The 18,802-nt window shown below is 67.1% G+C and carries 17 protein-coding genes; 14 read left to right on the top strand and 3 right to left on the bottom strand.

Annotation, left to right across the window (positions count from 1 at the left end; translation table 11 throughout):
- The first annotated feature begins 16 nt into the window (after positions 1–16).
- From ACQCSY_RS02450 to ACQCSY_RS02435, 4 genes are all read left to right on the top strand, one after another.
- Positions 17–2,947, top strand: a complete 2,931-nt coding sequence (locus ACQCSY_RS02450; protein ID WP_427132886.1) for a DNA translocase FtsK — start codon at positions 17–19, stop codon at positions 2,945–2,947.
- 9 nt (positions 2,948–2,956) lie between these two features.
- A complete protein-coding gene (gene pgsA, locus ACQCSY_RS02445; RefSeq protein ID WP_427132884.1) occupies positions 2,957–3,598 on the top strand; it encodes a CDP-diacylglycerol--glycerol-3-phosphate 3-phosphatidyltransferase in 642 nt (213 codons plus the stop codon).
- Positions 3,595–4,089 (top strand): CinA family protein, encoded by a 495-nt coding sequence (locus ACQCSY_RS02440; RefSeq protein WP_427132882.1) that lies wholly within the window; start codon positions 3,595–3,597, stop codon positions 4,087–4,089. The genes pgsA and ACQCSY_RS02440 overlap by 4 nt, the downstream gene beginning before the upstream one ends.
- 137 nt (positions 4,090–4,226) lie before the next feature.
- A complete protein-coding gene (locus ACQCSY_RS02435; protein ID WP_066434909.1) occupies positions 4,227–4,679 on the top strand; it encodes a helix-turn-helix domain-containing protein in 453 nt (150 codons plus the stop codon).
- A gap of 181 nt (positions 4,680–4,860) precedes the next feature.
- On the opposite strand, the gene ACQCSY_RS02430 is transcribed toward ACQCSY_RS02435, so the two are convergent.
- Positions 4,861–5,370 (bottom strand): MarR family winged helix-turn-helix transcriptional regulator, encoded by a 510-nt coding sequence (locus ACQCSY_RS02430; protein WP_427132880.1) that lies wholly within the window; start codon positions 5,368–5,370, stop codon positions 4,861–4,863.
- 41 nt (positions 5,371–5,411) lie between these two features.
- On the opposite strand from ACQCSY_RS02430, the gene ACQCSY_RS02425 reads away from it, so the two are divergent.
- The 6 genes from ACQCSY_RS02425 to dapF all read left to right on the top strand — a co-directional run bounded on the left by ACQCSY_RS02425 (position 5,412) and on the right by dapF (position 11,241).
- Positions 5,412–5,630, top strand: a complete 219-nt coding sequence (locus ACQCSY_RS02425; protein ID WP_427132878.1) for a DUF3046 domain-containing protein — start codon at positions 5,412–5,414, stop codon at positions 5,628–5,630.
- Between the two features lie 237 nt (positions 5,631–5,867).
- Entirely contained in the window at positions 5,868–6,920 is a 1,053-nt protein-coding gene (gene recA / locus ACQCSY_RS02420) for a recombinase RecA (protein ID WP_427132876.1), read from the top strand.
- A 190-nt stretch (positions 6,921–7,110) separates the two neighbouring features.
- The gene (locus ACQCSY_RS02415; protein WP_427135625.1) at positions 7,111–7,596 is read left to right on the top strand and encodes a regulatory protein RecX; all 486 of its coding nucleotides are present in this window, start codon (positions 7,111–7,113) and stop codon (positions 7,594–7,596) included.
- 56 nt (positions 7,597–7,652) lie between these two features.
- Complete coding sequence (gene miaB, locus ACQCSY_RS02410; RefSeq protein WP_427132874.1) at positions 7,653–9,242, top strand: tRNA (N6-isopentenyl adenosine(37)-C2)-methylthiotransferase MiaB; 1,590 nt, start codon at positions 7,653–7,655, stop codon at positions 9,240–9,242.
- A gap of 3 nt (positions 9,243–9,245) precedes the next feature.
- Positions 9,246–10,178: a tRNA (adenosine(37)-N6)-dimethylallyltransferase MiaA gene (gene miaA / locus ACQCSY_RS02405; RefSeq protein WP_427132872.1), complete on the top strand. Its 933-nt coding sequence runs from the start codon at positions 9,246–9,248 to the stop codon at positions 10,176–10,178.
- 118 nt (positions 10,179–10,296) lie between these two features.
- Positions 10,297–11,241: a diaminopimelate epimerase gene (gene dapF, locus ACQCSY_RS02400; protein WP_427132870.1), complete on the top strand. Its 945-nt coding sequence runs from the start codon at positions 10,297–10,299 to the stop codon at positions 11,239–11,241.
- Here the strand turns inward: dapF and ACQCSY_RS02395 are convergent.
- Positions 11,222–11,836: a class I SAM-dependent methyltransferase gene (locus ACQCSY_RS02395; RefSeq protein ID WP_427132868.1), complete on the bottom strand. Its 615-nt coding sequence runs from the start codon at positions 11,834–11,836 to the stop codon at positions 11,222–11,224. The genes dapF and ACQCSY_RS02395 overlap by 20 nt on opposite strands.
- A gap of 521 nt (positions 11,837–12,357) precedes the next feature.
- Here ACQCSY_RS02395 and hflX point away from each other — a divergent pair.
- Both hflX and ACQCSY_RS02385 read left to right on the top strand, forming a co-directional pair.
- Complete coding sequence (gene hflX, locus ACQCSY_RS02390; RefSeq protein ID WP_427132866.1) at positions 12,358–13,944, top strand: GTPase HflX; 1,587 nt, start codon at positions 12,358–12,360, stop codon at positions 13,942–13,944.
- A 37-nt stretch (positions 13,945–13,981) separates the two neighbouring features.
- Positions 13,982–16,051 (top strand): ATP-dependent DNA helicase, encoded by a 2,070-nt coding sequence (locus ACQCSY_RS02385; RefSeq protein ID WP_427135623.1) that lies wholly within the window; start codon positions 13,982–13,984, stop codon positions 16,049–16,051.
- On the opposite strand, the gene lexA is transcribed toward ACQCSY_RS02385, so the two are convergent.
- Positions 16,048–16,797 (bottom strand): transcriptional repressor LexA, encoded by a 750-nt coding sequence (lexA, locus tag ACQCSY_RS02380; RefSeq protein ID WP_427132864.1) that lies wholly within the window; start codon positions 16,795–16,797, stop codon positions 16,048–16,050. The two genes, ACQCSY_RS02385 and lexA, sit on opposite strands and share 4 nt — an antisense overlap.
- Before the next feature lie 354 nt (positions 16,798–17,151).
- Here lexA and ACQCSY_RS02375 point away from each other — a divergent pair, with 354 nt between their 5' ends.
- Both ACQCSY_RS02375 and ACQCSY_RS02370 read left to right on the top strand, forming a co-directional pair.
- Positions 17,152–17,568 carry a LysM peptidoglycan-binding domain-containing protein gene (locus tag ACQCSY_RS02375; RefSeq protein ID WP_427132863.1) on the top strand — a complete coding sequence of 139 codons (417 nt, stop codon included), beginning with the start codon at positions 17,152–17,154 and terminating at the stop codon, positions 17,566–17,568.
- Between the two features lie 101 nt (positions 17,569–17,669).
- A complete protein-coding gene (locus ACQCSY_RS02370; protein WP_427132861.1) occupies positions 17,670–18,788 on the top strand; it encodes a histidinol-phosphate transaminase in 1,119 nt (372 codons plus the stop codon).
- The last annotated feature ends 14 nt before the right edge of the window (positions 18,789–18,802 follow it).

Raw genomic sequence — 18,802 nt, 5'->3', positions numbered from 1 at the left:
CGGTACCGTGGCGAGTATGGCGACACGTACCTCTTCCGCGCCTAGAGGAAACTCAAGCGGCAAATCAGGCAGTTCTCCGGGCCGGAGTTCCGGCCCGGCTGCATCCAAATCCAGCCGGCCGCGGGCAACTACGGGCACCGCCCGCACCCGGCAGCTGGCCGCCGTCGAGCCACGGCAGCCCTGGCCGGTGCGCGTGCTGGGAGGTGCCTGGCTGGGCATCGCCCACGTCGTCGGCGCCGGTATCCGGCGGATCGGCCAGGACGTCAGCGACCTCGCCCCCGAGGACCGCCGCGACGGCGCCGCCCTGTTCAACCTGGCCCTCGGCGTCTTCGTTGCCACGTTCGCCTGGTGGGGGTTCCAGGGCTGGCTCCCTGACCTGGTGTTCGGAATCGTCAACGGCACCTTCGGCTGGACGGCTCTGCTGCTGCCGCTCATGCTGTTCGTCTGCGCCTTCCGGCTGTTCCGCCAGCCCGTTGACAGCCGCGGCAACAACCGGATCGGGATCGGCTTTCTCATCATGACCTTCGCCGGGTCCGGCCTGGCCCACATCATCGGCGGCCAGCCGACCGTTGCCGACGGCTTCGACGGCCTGCGCCGCGCCGGCGGCATGCTCGGTTACCTTGCTGCCGCACCGCTGGCGGCCCTCCACCCCGCCGTTCCCGTGGCGGTGTACAGCCTGCTCGCGTTCACGTCCCTGCTGATCGTCACGGCGACCCCCTTCGGCGCCATCCCCGGCCGGCTGCGGGACGCGTACGAGCACCTCACGGGCATCGACATGCAGGACCACGACGCCGACGACCGCCACGACCGCAGCTACCTGTACGAAAACGATGCCCCGGCCGTGCACCCGAAGAAGAAGCGCAGGCGCCTCTTCGGCAAGGACCATAGCGCCGACACCGGCCTGGAGGGCTACGTCGGCGACGAAGCCTTCGAGCGTGCCGTAATCGACGACGACGAGGGGGCAGCGGAGGCTGCAAAGGGCGGGAAGGGCTCCAAATCCGTCGCCCCCGGCGTGCGCCGGCCCACGCAGGCCGAGATCGCCGTCGAAAAGATCAAGGCGGCCCAGGGCCTCGGCACCGCAGCCGGCAGTGCTGTTGGCAGCGCCGCCGGATCCGCCGGGGAGAACGCCACCGAGGCCATCCCGCTGGTCACGCCCGGCATGGTGGCCGCGGGCTCGCTGAACCCAGCCGCCGCCGCTGCCCAGGTCCCCTCGCGGCCGGTCACCCCGGCGCCGCTGCCCACCCCGATTCCGCAGCGCACCGAGCAGCTGTCCCTGGCCGGCGACGTCACGTACACCCTGCCCTCCTCCGATGTGCTGACGCCCGGTTCCATCCCCAAGGAACGCACCGAGGCCAACGACGCGATTGTCGCCTCGCTGACCGAGACCCTTAACCAGTTCAACGTCGACGCCCAGGTCACCGGGTTCAGCCGGGGTCCCACCGTGACCCGCTATGAGATCGAGCTCTCCCCGGGCACGAAGGTGGAACGCGTCACCGCCCTGTCCAAGAACATCTCCTATGCCGTCGCCAGCTCGGATGTAAGGATCCTGAGCCCCATCCCCGGGCGGTCCGCGATCGGCATCGAGATCCCCAACACGGACCGCGAGACCGTGTCGCTGGGGGATGTGCTCCGGAGCCAGAACGCCCGGCGGACGGAGCACCCCATGGTGATCGGTGTCGGCAAGGACGTCGAGGGCGGCTACGTCGTGGCGAACCTCGCCAAGATGCCGCACCTGCTGGTGGCAGGCGCCACCGGTGCCGGCAAGTCGGCATTCGTGAATGCCATGATCACCTCCATCCTGATGCGCGCCACCCCGGACGAGGTCCGCATGGTCATGGTGGACCCCAAGCGTGTGGAGCTGACAGCCTATGAAGGCGTCCCGCACCTCATCACGCCCATCATCACCAACCCCAAGAAGGCCGCAGAGGCGCTGCAGTGGGTGGTCCGGGAAATGGACGCCCGCTACGACGACCTCGCCAACTACGGCTTCAAGCACATCGACGACTTCAACAAGGCCGTCCGGGCCGGCAAGGTCCACCCTCCCGTCGACTCCAAGCGCGTCATCCGGCCGTACCCCTACCTGCTGGTGATCGTGGACGAACTCGCCGACCTCATGATGGTGGCGCCCCGCGACGTCGAGGATTCCATCGTCCGCATCACCCAGCTGGCCCGGGCGGCCGGCATCCACCTGGTCCTCGCCACCCAGCGACCCTCCGTCGACGTCGTCACCGGCCTGATCAAGGCCAACGTTCCGTCCCGCATGGCGTTCGCGACGTCCTCGGTCACCGACTCCCGTGTTGTCCTGGACCAGCCCGGCGCCGAAAAACTCATCGGCCAGGGCGATGCGCTCTTCCTGCCGATGGGCGCCAACAAGGCCATGCGGGTCCAGGGTGCCTGGGTCACCGAGTCCGAAATCCACAAAGTGGTCGAACACGTCAAGGGCCAGCTCAAGGCCGTCTACCGCGACGACGTCGCCCCCGAGGCGCAGAAGAAGCAGATCGACGACGACATCGGGGACGACCTCGAAGTCCTGCTGCAGGCCACCGAGCTCGTGGTCACCACCCAGTTCGGCTCCACCTCGATGCTGCAGCGCAAACTGCGCGTCGGCTTCGCGAAGGCCGGCCGTCTCATGGACCTGCTTGAGTCCAGGGGAGTGGTGGGCCCGTCCGAGGGCTCCAAGGCCCGCGACGTGCTCGTCAAGCCTGACGACCTCGCCGCCGTCCTGGCCGCGATGAAGGGACTCGACGCGCCCGCCGTCGCCGATTCCCAGACGGCAGCCCTGAGCGAGAACGCCAATGCGAACATCGCCCAGGGCGGCTACGCGGAGGACCTGGTGGCGGCGGATCTGGACAACCGCAGCCAGAAGGTGGAGTACTTTGACGGCGCGGACGGCAGCTCCGATGACGAGGACGGATCCGAGGACGCCTGGTCGCTCACCGGACGGTAGCCTAAGAGGGTGAATAGCGCCGAAGCCAACAGCGCCGACTCCGCCTCGCGGATCTGGAACCTGCCGAACATCCTGACGATGCTGCGGATTGTGCTGGTGCCGTTCTTCGTCTGGTTCCTCGTTGCCGATGCCCCCGGGCTGGTCAGCCAGAACGGCGTCTGGCGCTGGATCGCTGCCGCGACGTTCGCGGTGGCCATTTACACGGACAAGCTCGACGGCGACATCGCACGCAGCCGCGGACTCATCACCGACTTCGGCAAGATCGCCGACCCGATCGCGGACAAGCTCCTGATCGGCTCCGCCCTCGTCATGCTCTCGCTGCTGCAGGAACTCCCGTGGTGGGTCACCATCCTGATCCTGGTCCGCGAATGGGGCATCACGGCGCTGCGCTTCTTCGTCATCCGCTACGGCGTGATCCCGGCCTCGCGGGGCGGCAAGCTCAAGACGGTCGTGCAGACAGCGGCGATCTTCCTGTACGTCATTCCGCTGGCCTCCCTCGCCCCGTGGCTCGGCGTCGTGGCCTTCGCGGTCATGATGGTTGCGCTGGCAATCACGCTTTGGACCGGCGGCGAATATGTCATCGAGGCCCTCAAGCTGCGTGCTAGCGGCATCCGGGCAAAGAAACAGCAGGTTCAGGAGGGCAAGCCATGACCAATCTCCATCACATAGCCGAGCAGGCCGTAACCGGCGCCATCGACCGCGGGCTGACCGTGGCCACCGCCGAATCCCTCACCGCCGGCATGCTTGCAGCCATGCTGGCTGACACACCCGGCGCTTCCGGCATGCTCCAAGGCGGCGTGGTGTCCTACCAGAACGCGGTCAAGGCGGACGTCCTGGGCGTTCCCCGCGAACTCCTTGACGCCGTCGGCTCCGTGGACGGGCAGGTCGCCGCGGCCATGGCCGACGGCGCCCGCAGGGTCTGCGGCGCTGACATCGGGGTGTCCACCACCGGGGTGGCAGGCCCCGAGCCCCACGACGACAAACCCGTCGGGACGGTCTTCATCGGCATCGCCACGGCGGAGGGTCCGACGTCGTACGCGTACACCTTCGAGGGGAACCGGCTCGAAATCCGGGCCCAGGCATGCGCCGCAGCCCTGGAGCGCTTGCTCGAAGTCCTATCTTCCGAAGGCTACCCGGCGTAAAGTTGCCGGGAACAAAAGTTGACTCCTAATAGTTGTTAGATTGTGTCGCCTCCGAATATGGGAGGCGCCTAGGATGAAAGCATCAATTGTTCGCCATGACCGGCGAACTCGACGTACGAGGGAGCAAGGCGATACAGATGGTAAAGCAGCCCGTATCCGTAAACGGCGTTGTCCGCTGGAAGGATGTGGGCCTCGCCGATCAGGCTAAGAGCGAACAGAAGGAGCGCAAGATGGTTGTACTTCGTCACGAAATCGGTGATGTGCTGCGCGATGTCCGCCAACGCCAAGGCCGTACCCTCCGCGAAGTCTCGCACAGTGCCCGCGTTTCCCTGGGCTACTTGAGCGAAGTGGAACGCGGCCAGAAGGAAGCCTCCTCGGAGCTGCTGTCCTCGATCTGCTCGGCCCTCGATGTCCCGCTCTCCAGCATGCTCCGCGAAGTCAGCGACCGCGTCGCTGTGGCCGAGGGTGTAGCGGTTCCGGACACCGTACCGCAGGAGTTCGCGCAGCGCTACGGCCGCGACCTCGACCGTGAGCTCAACTCTGACCTGAACGACGAGTTGGCCAAGGGACTCCTCTCCGGAGCACGCTAGCCGGAACTCAAACTCAACAACTCACTCTTAACAAGAGGGAAGGACCCCCGGCTTCGGCCGGGGGTCCTTTCGTGCGCGCGGGCTGCGCCACTAGTCCTGGCCGCGCCCGCGAGATGGCACTTCGCGGCCATGTTCCCGCAGCATTGCCGTGAACTGCCATCTCGCGGAGGATTCGATGGCGCTAGCGCGACTCGTCCTTGGGGAATCCATCCCGCTCGTAGACGGCGTTGAGCTTCGCGATGTACTTGGCGAGTGTCTCCAGTTCCTCCGCCGGCCACTCTCCGAGCCGTTCGCGGAAAACTTCACGCCGGGCGTCCTGCACCTGGTGCATTTTTTCCTCGCCCTCGGGTGTGAGCCGGATCGATTGCGCGCGGCCGTCGAGGGGGTCCGCCTCCTTGGACACCAGGCCGAGGCCCTCCAGGAAGGCGATCTGCCGGCTCACCGAGGGCTTGCCGACGCCGATGCATGAGGCGAGCTCCGTCAGGCGGATGGGACCTTGCCGGCGGATCACACTGAGCAGACCGTACGCCGCAGGTTCCATGTCGGGATGGACCTGCCGGGACAGCTGATGGGAGATGGAACGGCCGCGGCGCCAGAGCAAGCTCATCTGGTGCTCGACGGCGGTCAATGCAGCTTCTGCGGGATCCTCGGCACGCCCGGAGCTTCCGGCGTCCTCGGTTGGGTTGCTCATGGCAACCATTCTAGAGTCACGCCCCGTGAGAGACTTTATTGGTGCGAATCAGTGACTTTTGGCGCCTCATGGACAACGAATTCGGCGCGGGCTATTCCCGGGTCCTCAGCAGTTCGCTCGTCCTGGCCGGAGTGGGCGGCCGCACGGCGGACCAGGCCCTCGGCGCCGGTGTGCCGCCCCGCCAGGTGTGGCTTGCCCTGTGCGAGGTCCAGGACGTCCCGCCCGAACGCCGCCTGGGCCGCGACGTCAAACCCCGCTGACAGCCCGGCGCTGCCAGGCGGCAGCTGACAGGCGGCAATGGCGGGCAGTTGCCGCACTTGACACGCCGTCCGATTGTTCGAATATCTGTTCGGATAGGGCTATGCTTTTTTCAGAGCGTTTTCCACATGCGCGATGTCAGCCGGCAACTTTGTCGGTGGGTGCCATTAGCGTCAGTGATGACAGATAAACGGCCGCAACGGCCGCTCCAGAGCGAGAAAAAATTAGAGGTGTGAACCATGGCCGCAGCCCCGGATCGTCAGAAGGCGCTCGACGCAGCGCTTGCCCAGATTGACAAGCAGTTCGGCAAAGGCTCGGTCATGCGCCTGGGTGACGAAGTCCGCGCGCCCGTCGAGGTCATTCCGACAGGCTCCATTGCGCTGGACGTAGCCCTGGGAATCGGCGGCCTGCCGCGCGGCCGCATCGTTGAAATCTACGGTCCGGAGTCCTCCGGTAAGACCACCGTGGCGCTGCACGCTGTGGCCAACGCGCAGCGCTTGGGCGGCATCGCCGCCTTCATCGACGCCGAGCACGCCCTGGATCCGGAATACGCGGCCAAGCTGGGCGTCGATACCGACGCCCTCCTGGTCTCGCAGCCGGACACCGGCGAGCAGGCCCTGGAGATCATGGACATGCTGATCGGCTCCGGATCCTTGGACGTCATCGTCATCGACTCCGTCGCCGCTCTGGTTCCCCGCGCGGAAATCGAAGGCGACATGGGCGACAGCCACGTCGGCCTGCAGGCCCGCCTGATGAGCCAGGCCCTGCGTAAGATCACCGGCCGGCTGAGCCAGACCAAGACCACCGCCATCTTCATCAACCAGCTGCGTGAAAAGATCGGCGTCTTCTTCGGTTCCCCGGAAACCACCACCGGTGGTAAGGCCCTGAAGTTCTACGCGTCCATCCGTATCGACGTCCGCCGGATCCAGACCCTCAAGGAGGGTGCCGACTCCGTCGGTAACCGTACCAAGGCCAAGATCGTCAAGAACAAAATGGCCCCGCCCTTCAAGATTGCCGAATTCGACATCATCTACGGCCAGGGCATTTCCCGCGAGGGCGGCATCATCGACATGGGTGTCGAGCACGGGCTGATCAAGAAGTCCGGTTCCTGGTTCACCTACGACGGCGACCAGCTCGGACAGGGCATGGAGAACTCCCGCCGCTTCCTGCGCGACAACCCGGAGCTGGCCGCCGAACTCGAGCGTCTCATCAAGGAGAAGCTCGGGGTCGGCGTGAAGGCGCCGGCCGAGACCGAGGCAGCACCGAAGCTGAAGGCCGTTGACGGCTTCTAACGGCCGGGTGTCCGGAGGCACGGCATCCAGGCGCGGAGCGCGCAAGGGGGCAGGATTCCCACCCCGGAAACCTGCCCCCGGCTTCGCCGGTGACGCCGGCCAAGAGAGTGGGGCGTTTCCCCGGACAGGTTCCCGGGAACGGTCCCCGGAACCGGACCAGGACGCCGACCCGGCGGCTGCCGCCAGGGCCATCGTGCTGCGGCAGCTGACGAACTCCCCGAAAAGCCGGCTGCAGCTCGCGCGCAAGCTGGCCGAACGCAACGTCCCCGAGGACGTCGCCGAGGCCGTGCTGGACCGCTTCCAAGAGGTGCGCCTCATCAACGACGCCGAGTTTGCCGACATGTGGGTACGCAGTAGGTCCCAGACCCGAAAGCTCGCCAAGGGCGCCCTCCGGCGTGAACTGGCGGAGAAGGGCATCGACCCCGAGACCGCAGCCGGCGCCCTGGAGCAACTCAGCGACGACGACGAAGTAGCCGCAGCCCGTGAACTCGTCGAGCGCAAGCTCAGGGGATTCACCGGTGGCGAGGACCGCGACGAGAGGGACAAAACCACTCGCCGGCTCGCATCCATGCTCGCGCGCAAGGGGTACCAGCCCTCGCAGTCGTTCCGGATCGTCGGCGAGGTCCTCGATGCCGCCGTGGCACGTGCCGAAGCGGAACCCGAACCGGACCCCTGAATCGGCCACCGGGCGCAGCCCGCGCACGGACGGTGCCGACCCGTTACCCTTAACAGGTGAGTTTGACCATTCCCTCCCCAGCAGCCGGCACCATTCCTTCAGCAGCCAACCCCGCGTCAGCACCTGACGAAGCGCAGGCCGCTGAATCCCCGCAGCCCCGCACCTACCAGGTGCGTACCTTCGGCTGCCAAATGAACGTGCACGATTCCGAACGCATGGCCGGGATGCTCGAGGCCGCCGGCTACGTCCCCGCAGCGGGCGAGCTGGCCGACGTCGTGGTCTTCAACACGTGCGCCGTGCGGGAAAATGCCGACAACAAGCTCTACGGCAACCTCGGCATGCTGGCACCGGTCAAGGCGGCCAACCCCGGAATGCAGATCGCCGTGGGCGGTTGCCTCGCGCAGAAAGACCGCGAAACCATCCTCAATAAGGCGCCGTGGGTCGATGCCGTCTTCGGCACCCACAACGTCGGCGCCCTGCCCGCCCTGCTTGACCGGGCGCGCCACAATAACGAGGCCCAGCTGGAAATCCTCGAGTCGCTGGACGTCTTCCCCTCCACGCTCCCGACCAAACGCGACTCGGTCTATTCCGGCTGGGTGTCCATTTCGGTGGGCTGCAACAACACCTGCACGTTCTGCATCGTCCCCGCCCTGCGCGGCAAGGAGAAGGACCGCCGCCCCGGTGACATCCTGGCCGAGATCCAGGCCCTCGTCGACGACGGCGCCATCGAAGTGACGCTCCTGGGCCAGAACGTGAACTCCTATGGCGTCGAATTCGGTGACCGGCAGGCGTTTTCCAAGCTGCTGCGCGCCTGCGGCGACATCCCGGGCCTGGAACGCGTCCGCTTCACGAGCCCCCACCCCGCCGCCTTCACCGACGACGTGATCGACGCGATGGCCGAGACCCCAAACGTCATGCCCCAGCTGCACATGCCCCTGCAGTCGGGCTCGGACAAGGTCCTCAAGGACATGCGCCGGTCGTACCGCTCCACCAAGTTCCTCGGCATCCTCGACAAGGTCCGGGAGAAGATCCCGCACGCGGCCATCTCCACCGACATCATCGTCGGCTTCCCCGGCGAGACGGAGGAGGATTTCCAGGCCACCCTGGACGTCGTGGAGAAGTCCCGCTTCGCCACCGCCTTCACCTTCCAGTACTCCAAGCGTCCGGGCACGCCTGCCGCGGACCTGCCGGACCAGCTTCCCAAGGCTGTGGTCCAGGAGCGCTTCGAACGCCTCACGGCCCTGCAGGACCGGATCGCGGCCGAGGAAAACGCCAGCCAGCTGGGCCTCCGGGTCGAGGTCATGGTCACTGCCCAGTCCGGCCGCAAAGCCGAGGAAACGCACCGCCTCTCCGGCCGGGCCCAGGACCAGCGGTTGGTCCACTTCTCCGTGCCGGCGGGCGCTGAAGTACCCCGCCCCGGCGACCTCGTGACCGTGACCATCACGGAGGCGGCCGCCTTCCACCTCGTCGCGGATCCGGCGGCGGCGGACGATTACAGTCTCCGGCGCTCCCGCGCAGGGGACGCCTGGGACCGGTCCCAGGCCGATTCCTGCGGTGCCCCGGCCCCGGGCACCGCCAGCGGCACAGCCACCGGCAAAACAGGCGTGTCCCTGGGCATGCCCGCGCTTCCGGTCCGCGGCCGCTAGGCCGTGACAGGTCCGCCGGACACCTGGCCAGCCACCCCGCCGGTGATCGCCGTCGTGGGGCCGACGGGCTCGGGAAAGTCCGATCTCGCCGTCTCGCTGGCCCTGGAGTTCGACGGCGAAGTCATCAACGCCGACTCCATGCAGTTCTACCGCGGCATGGACATCGGCACCGCCAAGATCTCCCTGGCCGAACGCAGGGGAGTGCCGCACCATCTCCTCGACATCCTGGACGTGACCGAGGAAGCCAGCGTTTCGGACTTCCAACAGCAGGCCCGGGCCCTGATCGCCGATATCCATAACCGGGGCAAACGGGCCATCCTCGCCGGTGGCTCCGGACTCTACGTCCGCGCCGCTCTGGATGTCCTGGAATTCCCGGGCACGGACCCGGACATCCGCCGCCGCCTCGAAGCCGAGCTCGAAGCGGCAGGACCTGCGCCGCTGCGGAAACAGCTGGAAGACGTGGACCCGGTATCCGCGGGCAGGCTCGGCGACGCCCGCCGGATCATCCGCGCCCTGGAGGTCTTCGAACTGACCGGACGCCCCTTCAGCTCCTTCATGCCCAGCCGCGAATACTTCCAGCCTGCCGTCCAGATTGGTCTGGGGGTGGACCGCGAACTGCTCCGGGAGCGCCTTGCCCGGCGCGTCCACACCATGGTGGACCGGGGCCTGCTGGAAGAAGTCCGGCGGCTCGACGTCGCGGGACTCCGGCGCGGCCGGACCGCCCCTCGTGCTCTCGGCTACGCCCAGTTCCTCAAGGTCCTCGACGGCGACGCGGATGTTGAACAGGCCGCCGAGGAGACCATCGTCGCGACCCGGCAGTTCGCCCGCCGCCAGCTCACCTGGTTCCGTGCGGACCCCCGCATCACCTGGCTGGACTGGCAGGACCCGGAGCTCGTGGCCAAGACCGCGGCGCTCTGCGGCCCGGGCCTGCCATAGCCGCCTTGCAGTAACCGCTTGCCGTAACCGCCTGCCGTGAACGCATGCAGCCACCGGCCTGCCGTAGCTTTCCGTGGCGCCTTTCCGGGCCCTGCAGCCGGAACGGTAACCTTGGAGCATGGACGAATCCCTTGCCGTGGCCGCTGACCGTAACTCCGCCGGCTTGAGCGGACTGAAGTTTTCCAAAGGCCATGGAACGGGCAACGACTTCGTGCTGATCGCCGACCCCAAGGGCACGCTGTCCGTAACCCCGGAGCAAATCGCGGCGCTCTGTGACCGCCACCGGGGCATAGGCGGCGACGGACTGATCCGGGCGGTGCCGTCCCGGCTGCTGCCCGAGGGGCAGGAACTGCTGGCGGAGCACCCGGCGGCCGAGTGGTTCATGGACTACCGCAACGGCGACGGCTCGCTGTCCGAGATGTGCGGCAACGGCGTCCGGGTGTTTGTGCATTTCCTGATCGCCGAGGGCCTTGTCGATCTGCCGGCCGGCGAATCGCTTACGATCGGTACCCGCGGCGGCGTGAAGACGATCGTCCGCACGCCTGGCGGCTACGCCGTCGACATGGGCCCGTGGGAATTCATTTTCCCGGGTGAGGCGACCGCGCGGGCCATGGACTCGCTGGTCAGCGCCGAGGGGCTGGAGGTCGCCAGGCCCGCGCTTTCGGTGAGCATGGGCAACCCGCACACTGTCGTGGCGCTGGCCGAACTGGCCGAGCTCGAGGCCACGCAGTTGTTCACCGGACCCCACGTCGACCCGACGCCGCCGCACGGCACCAACGTCGAGTTTGTCGTTCCGGCCGAGCCCCTGGTCCACGACGGCGTGGGCACCATCACCATGCGCGTGCACGAAAGGGGTGTGGGGGAGACCCAGTCCTGCGGCACCGGTGCCTGCGCCGCCGCCGTCGCCATCCGCCACTGGGCCGGCCAGGGTGCCCCGGACGTTTGGAACGTCCACGTGCCCGGCGGCGTCGTGGGCGTGAAGTTCTTCCTCGGCACGGAGGGACACGAGCACGTCGAGCTCAGCGGCCCGGCGGTGATCGTCGCTAGCGGGACGCTTTCTTGACGCGCAGGATCCGGAACGACTTCGACGTGCTCTCCCGGGTCACGGTGAAGCTGCTGTCCAGCTCGGCCGCCAGCCAGCGCTGCAGCGAGTCCGAGCCCAGGTTCTTCTGCACTACGAGCCACGCCGATCCGCCCGGGGCCAGCCGCGGCAGCCACAGGCGGAGCAGGGCATGAAGCTCGTCTTTGCCGATCCGGATGGGCGGGTTGGACCAGATGGTGTCGAAGCGCAGCTCCGGATCCACGGCCTCCGGCGTGCTGGCGGTCACGTTCTCCAGCCCCAGCAGCGCCGCGTTTTCGTTCGTCAGCGTGACGCACCGTTCATTGACATCCACCGCATAGACCTGTGAATGGGGTGCCCTGAGCGCCATCGTCAGCGCAATCGGGCCCCAACCGCAGCCGATATCGAGCAGGTTTCCCTGCGGCGCCGGCGCGGGCACATCGGCGAGCAGGACGGCCGTGCCTTTGTCGATCCCGTCCGGGCTGAAGATCCCCGAGGATGTCTGCAGCCGGCGGTTCTCACCGGCAAGCTCCACGGTCAGTGGCTTGCGGGTGAAGGGCCCGGCGGGCTGGGCGCTGAAATAGTGTGCAGACTCCATAATTGGCCAGATTAGTTGGCCGTCGGCCCCAATGGGAAACCGGCGGCAGCCGGGCGAATCCGGAGGAATCCGCCTTGGGGGATCTGCCGGCCGGGAGCAGGCTAACCATCTGATAGTCTTAAAACTATGTTCTTGAACTTCAAGTAGCCGGCACGGGTTGAATCCCGTTCCCGCAGCGACGCAGGTAGTTACCTTCCGCTCAGTGCGCCTCCAGAAGTGATTCTTCTCTCCCGCTGGCGCACGATCCACTTGGAGTGCAGCCGCATTCATTGGAACCGACATTGAATCCCGGCTCAGCGGACAGTGATTACCTCACGGCTTCTCCCACTACCAGGCGCATTTTCCCGCCTCATTCCTCCCTCAATCACCGCTCCGTTCCGGAGCCCACCCTGCCCCCGGCACGGCTGCCGCGGGCATTCCAGGAGGCCCGCATGACCCATAGTCGTCAGCCCAGCGCGAATACCGCACCACAGAGCAGCAATGGGCACTATTCTGAAACTGCCGAACCTTTAAAGGAGACCATGACCAGTCAGCCCAATACCGGACCCGATTCAGCAGGCCAGGACATGAGTCCTGAGGAAATCCAGGCTGTTATCGACCGGATCCTCTCCAAGGACACCCCAGCCCGGAACGCAGGCCAAAGTACCAGCTCTAGTGCCAGCGACGACGAGCCCAGGACGGTGCTCGGCAAGGCGCAGGCCATCTCCCGGCTGGATGAGGTTTACACCAACTACGACGGCGACCAGCAGGATCTCGAGGAACGGCACGCCCTGCGCCGCACCGCCGGACTGTCCACCGAACTCGAAGACGTCACCGAAGTCGAATACCGGCAGCTGCGCCTCGAACGCGTCGTCCTGGCCGGACTCTGGACCGAGGGCACCCTCGCCGACGCCGAGAACTCGCTTCGCGAACTCGCCGCCCTGGCCGAGACCGCCGGCTCGGAAGTCCTCGACGGACTCGTCCAGCGCCGGGCCAAGCCCGATCCCGGCACCTTCCTCGGTTCCGGCAAGGCACAGGAGCTCAAAGCCATCGTGATGTCCACCGGCGCCGACACCGTCGTCGTCGACGCCGAACTGGCACCGTCCCAGCGGCGCGGCCTGGAAGACATCGTCAAGGTCAAGGTCATCGACCGCACGGCCCTCATCCTGGACATCTTCGCCCAGCATGCCAAGAGCCGCGAGGGCAAGGCCCAGGTTGAGCTGGCCCAGCTCGAATACCTGCTCCCGCGCCTGCGCGGCTGGGGCGAGTCGATGTCCCGCCAGGCCGGTGGCCAGGTGGGCGGCGCCGGGGCCGGCATGGGTTCGCGCGGTCCCGGTGAAACCAAGATCGAACTGGACCGCCGACGGATCCGCACCCGGATGGCCAAGCTGCGGCGTGAGATCGCCGCCATGAAGCCGGCCCGGGAGACCAAACGCGCCAACCGCCGTCGCAATGAAGTGCCGTCGGTGGCGATCGCCGGGTACACCAACGCCGGCAAGTCCTCGCTGCTGAACCGGCTGACCGACGCCGGCGTTCTGGTCGAAAACGCCCTGTTCGCCACCCTGGACCCGACCGTCCGCAAGGCCGAGACCGCTGACGGGCTCGGGTACACCCTTGCCGACACCGTGGGTTTTGTCCGCTCGCTCCCCACCCAGCTCGTGGAAGCCTTCCGCTCCACCCTGGAAGAGGTGGCCGACGCGGACCTGATCCTGCACGTCGTGGATGTCTCGCATCCTGACCCGGAGGGCCAGATAGCCGCTGTCCGTGCGGTGTTCAGCGAAGTGGACGCGCGCAAGGTCCCGGAAATCATCGTCCTGAACAAGGCCGACGCCGCCGATCCCTTCGTGGTCGAACGGCTCAAGCAGCGCGAACCGCGTCACGTGGTGGTTTCGGCACGCACGGGCGAGGGCATTCCGGAACTGCTCAAGGCCATCAGCGAAGGCATCCCGCGGCCCAGCGTGAAGCTTGAACTGATGATCCCGTACAACCGCGGGGACCTGCTCAGCAAGCTCCACGAGACCGACGCCGAGATCCTCAGCCTCGACCACGAGGAAACCGGCACCCGTGCCGTGGTGAAGGTGCGCGAAGGCCTCGCCGCTGAACTGGATCCGTTCATCAGCAATGACTGAGGCTGCGGTGACGCCATCGGCGGTGACCGAGGCAGACATGACCGATCCGCCGGAAGAGGGCCCGCCGGAAAACGGCCCGGCCGGCGGGGAGTTCGTGATCGAACTGCTCGACCGTGCCGTGTCCGGCATGGGTGGGCAGAGTCGCAGTGGTCAGCACGAAATGGCCCGGCAGGTGGCGCGCGCGATTGACAGCGGCGACCACCTGCTGGTCCAGGCCGGCACCGGCACGGGCAAGTCCCTGGCGTACCTGATCCCGCTGATCGCCCACTCGCTTGTCAGCAACAAGCCCACCCTGGTCTCCACCGCCACCCTGGCCCTGCAGACCCAGATCGTGGGCCGGGACCTTCCCCGGCTGCTCAAGACCATCACCCCTGCCCTGGATCGGCCCGTCAAGGTGGCCCTCGTGAAGGGCCGCTCCAACTACGTCTGCCGCCACAAGCTTGAGGGCGGCTTCCCGTCCGAAGAGCCTTCCGAGGGTCAGCTCTTCTCCCTCGGCGAGGACACGAGCGTTCCGCACTTCGCGGCGGCCATGGGCGGCCCGTCGTCCCAGCTGGGCAAGGAAGTCGTCCGACTGCGCGAATGGGCGCAGGACACGGTAACGGGGGACCGCGACGAGCTCATGCCCGGCGTGACGGACCGGGCCTGGCGCCAGGTCTCGGTCACGTCCATGGAGTGCCTCGGCGCGCAGAAATGCCCCCTCGCGGCCGAATGCTTTAGTGAACTGGCCCGGCAGAACGCCGCCGACGCCGACGTCGTCGTCACCAACCACGCCATGCTGGCCGTCAGCGCGTTCGAAGGCCTCGCCGTGCTGCCCGAATACGACGTCGTCGTGGTGGATGAGGCACACGAGCTCCAGGACCGCGTCACGGGCGCCGTATCCGGCCAGCTCTCCGTGGCAATGGTGCATGTCGCAGCCTCCGGCGCCCGCAAGCACACCGGCATCACCGTGGACGCGCTCAACAACGCGGCGTCCAATCTGGAACTTGCCATTGCAGGCGTCCCCAGCGGGCTCATGCCCAACGGGCTCAACAGCGAACAGCTGGACTGCGTCGACCAGTTGCGCGATGCCTGCCGTGCGGCCCTCTCAGATTCCAAGGGCGACAGCGCCAACACGGCCGACGGCGGACGCCAGCTCGCGCGGTCGCGCCTGATGGTCATCCTGGAACTCTGCGAACGACTCCTGGCGGCCCGTGAAAACCGCGAAGTGGTGTGGTTCTCCCGCAACAGCACCTTCGACCCGCAGCAGGGCTACTCCCAGCCGGACGAGACGGCACCGGCACTGATCAACGTGGCGCCGCTCAGCGTGGCCGGGCGGCTTCGCGAGGGACTGTTCGCGGACCACACCGTCATCCTGACCTCTGCCACCCTGGCGATCGGCTCGGCCTTCGAACCGGCCGCCGGAGGCCTCGGCCTGGTCGGGCCCGGCGCCCCGAGCTGGACCGGTGTCGACGTCGGATCCCCCTTTGACTATCCCAAACAGGGCATCCTCTATGTCGCCCAGCACCTGCCCAAGCCCGGCCGGGGTACCTCGCCGGAAGCCCTCGATGAGCTCGAGAGGCTGATCCGCGCCTCCAATGGCGGGGCACTGTGCCTCTTCTCCTCCCGGCGCGCCGCAGAGGACGCCGCCGAAGCGATGCGGCCGCGGCTGGACCTGAGCATCCTGTGCCAGGGTGATTCCACCATGACGGCGCTTGTGCGGCAGTTTGCCGATGAGCCCGATACCTGCCTGTTCGGCACCATGTCCCTCTGGCAGGGCGTCGACGTCCCCGGGGGCTCCTGCCGGCTCGTCGTCATCGACAGGATTCCCTTCCCCCGCCCGGACGATCCGCTGATGACGGCCCGTTCACGGGCCGTGGCCCAGGCCGGCGGCAACGGCTTCATGTCAGTGTCTGCGACCCACGCCGCTGTCCGGCTGGCCCAGGGCGCAGGGCGTCTGATCCGCACGACCACCGACAAGGGCGTGGTGGCGGTGCTGGATTCGCGGCTGTCCACGGAACGCTACGGAGGCTTCCTCCGCGCCGCGCTGCCGCCGTTCTGGCCGACCACCGATCGGGCGATCGCCCTCGCGGCGCTGGAGCGACTCGCCGGCGAGTCGGCTAAGGGTTAAAGGGAGCGCAGGACCGAGACGACCTTGCCCATGATGACGGCGTGGTCGCCGAGGATGGGCTCGTACTGGGTGTTCTGCGGCAGCAGCCAGGTGTGGCCGTCCCGCTGCCGGAATGTCTTCACCGTGGCTTCGTCGTCCAGCAGCGCGGCAACAATCTCCCCGTTGACGGCGTCACTTTGCCGGCGGACCACCACCCAGTCGCCGTCGCAGATCGCGGCGTCGATCATCGAATCGCCGGCCACCTTCAGCATGAAGAGTTCGCCGTGGCCCACCAGCTGGCGCGGCAGCGGCATGACATCCTCCACCACCTGGTCGGCCAGGATGGGCCCGCCGGCGGCGATGCGTCCGACGAACGGAACCATCGCGGTGTCCATGGCGCTGGCGAGCTCCGAGACGGACAGCCCGCCGACAGCCCGCAGGCCGCTGGATTTCTCCACGCCGGAAATCATGGTGGCCCCCTCATCCAGGGTCAGCGGCATGAGCACTTCCATGGCACGCGGACGCTTGGGATCGCGCCGGAGGTAGCCGAGCTTCTCGAGCTGCGAGAGCTGGTGGGTGACGCTGGAGAGGCTGGCGAGTCCAACGGTGTCGCCGATCTCGCGCATGGACGGCGGGTAGCCGTTGTCAGTCACGGACCGCTGGATGGTTTCCAGGATCTTCTTCTGCCGGACGGTGAGGCTCTTGGGGGCCCGGGCTGTCTGCGGGCTCCGCGAGGCGGCCCTGCCGCCGGTGGCTTGTGCTGCCATGTTCGCCAACGCCTTTCCGTTCCGCCCGGCCGCCGTGGTTGCTGTTGCCGGGAACTTCCGGCCTGAAATGTCAGACCCTGCTGATCAACTACTACTGACGAAGTGCAGAAGTGGTTGTTCCGTGACTCAAACGTAGGCCAGCCGCACAACTTTTTCAAACATTTGTTCTAGCGAGTCTCGACAACGTTCGTCACTAAGTGCTAAAACAGAACAAGCAAAGTTCGAATATGTGTTCTAGTCGAGTTTTTTCGATCGGGGCACTAGTTTCGGTTCTATGTTCGAAGGTTCGGTCGGTTGGCGGCAGGCACGTGGAGTACGCCGGGCGGCACATCATGGTCCAGGAGGGCTCAGTTCATGTCAGCATCAAGCGCGTTTCACGACACTTTCGGCTACCACGGTTCTTCCAATGGCAGTTCTTCCGACGGCAGGGCCGCGGCTGCATCGTCGCGTGCCAAGCAGGCGCCGCTCCGGCTCACCCGGCGCGGCAGGTTCGTTTTCTTCGGGATTCCGCTGATCCTGCTGGCGGCGCTCATCCTCTCGTTCAGCGGTTTCCTCAATGCCCCCGCCAAGGCAGCGGAGTCCGCCTCCGAGCTCTCGCCGACCCCCACCGTGTCCGTGACCGTGCAGTCCGGGGAGTCCCTGTGGGCCATTGCCGGGGACGTGGCACCGGAGCGCGATCCCCGGGACGTCGTCGCCGACATCGTCCAGCTGAACAACCTGGATGCCGCGCGCGTCATGCCGGGCCAGCAGCTCTTCGTCCCGTCCAAGTAGATTCGATGTTCCGTGCGGGAAGCGGCACGCCGCGGCCTGCCACCACGGGCCCGAGGCGTCACAGTTTCAGGGCCTGCAGCCCTCTCACTTAAACTGTTGAAGTGACTGACCAGTTAGAGCGCCTCAACCGACTGCCCCTCCGGACCAATCTGCGCGGCCTGCGCCCGTATGGGGCGCCCCAACTGGACGTCCCCATCCTGCTGAACGTCAACGAGAACACCCATGGTGTCCCGGCCGACGTCCGGGCAGCCATCTCCGAAGCAGTCACGGCCGCGGCCGCCGGACTGAACCGGTATCCGGACCGCGAGTTCACGGAACTGCGGGAAGCGCTGGCCGAGTACCTCGGCCACGGACTGGGTCCAGATAACATCTGGGCTGCCAATGGCTCCAACGAGGTGCTCCAGCAGATCCTCCAGGCCTTCGGCGGTCCGGGCCGCACGGCTCTGGGGTTCCCTCCCACGTATTCGATGTACCCGCTGCTGGCTGCCGGTACGGTTACGGAGTACATCGTCGGGGTGCGCACGGAGGACTACGGGCTCAGCGCGGAATCGGCGGCACGCCAGGTCTGCGTACTGCAGCCCAACATCGTCTTCCTGTGCTCCCCGAACAACCCCACCGGCACCGGCCTGGGGCTCGAAGTCGTGGAGGCCGTCTACGCGGCCGGCGAAGCCAGCCAGACCATCGTGATCGTCGACGAGGCCTACCACGAGTTCGCCCACGACGGCACGCCCAGCGCGCTCACACTGCTGCCAGGCCGGGAGCGGCTCATCGTCTCGCGCACCATGAGCAAGGCGTTCGCCCTCGCCGGCGCGCGGCTGGGATACATGGCCGCTGCGCCGGAGGTCACCGACGCCCTGCGCCTGGTCCGCCTCCCGTACCACCTCTCAGCCATCACCCAGGCAACAGCCCTGGCCGCCCTGCACCACCGGGAGGCGCTCATGGCCGACGTCGAGGACATCAAGCGCCAGCGGGACCGGATCGTTTCCGAACTGCAGCGGATGGGCCTCAATCCGGCCGCCTCGGATTCGAACTATGTCTTCTTCGGCGGCCTCGAGAACCCGCACCGGGTGTGGCAGGATCTGCTGGACGCCGGAGTGCTCATCCGCGACGTCGGCATTCCGGGCCACCTGCGGGTCACGGCCGGCACTGAGACGGAAACCACAGCCTTCCTCGAGGCCCTCGAACGCATCCTGACCAGCCACGCCACGCTGCAGGCCTAGACTTAAGGCGGAGC

It is taken from the genome of Pseudarthrobacter sp. S9, from assembly GCF_050156545.1.
Lineage (GTDB): Bacteria > Actinomycetota > Actinomycetes > Actinomycetales > Micrococcaceae > Arthrobacter.
This window is presented reverse-complemented; position numbering and strand designations above follow the sequence as displayed.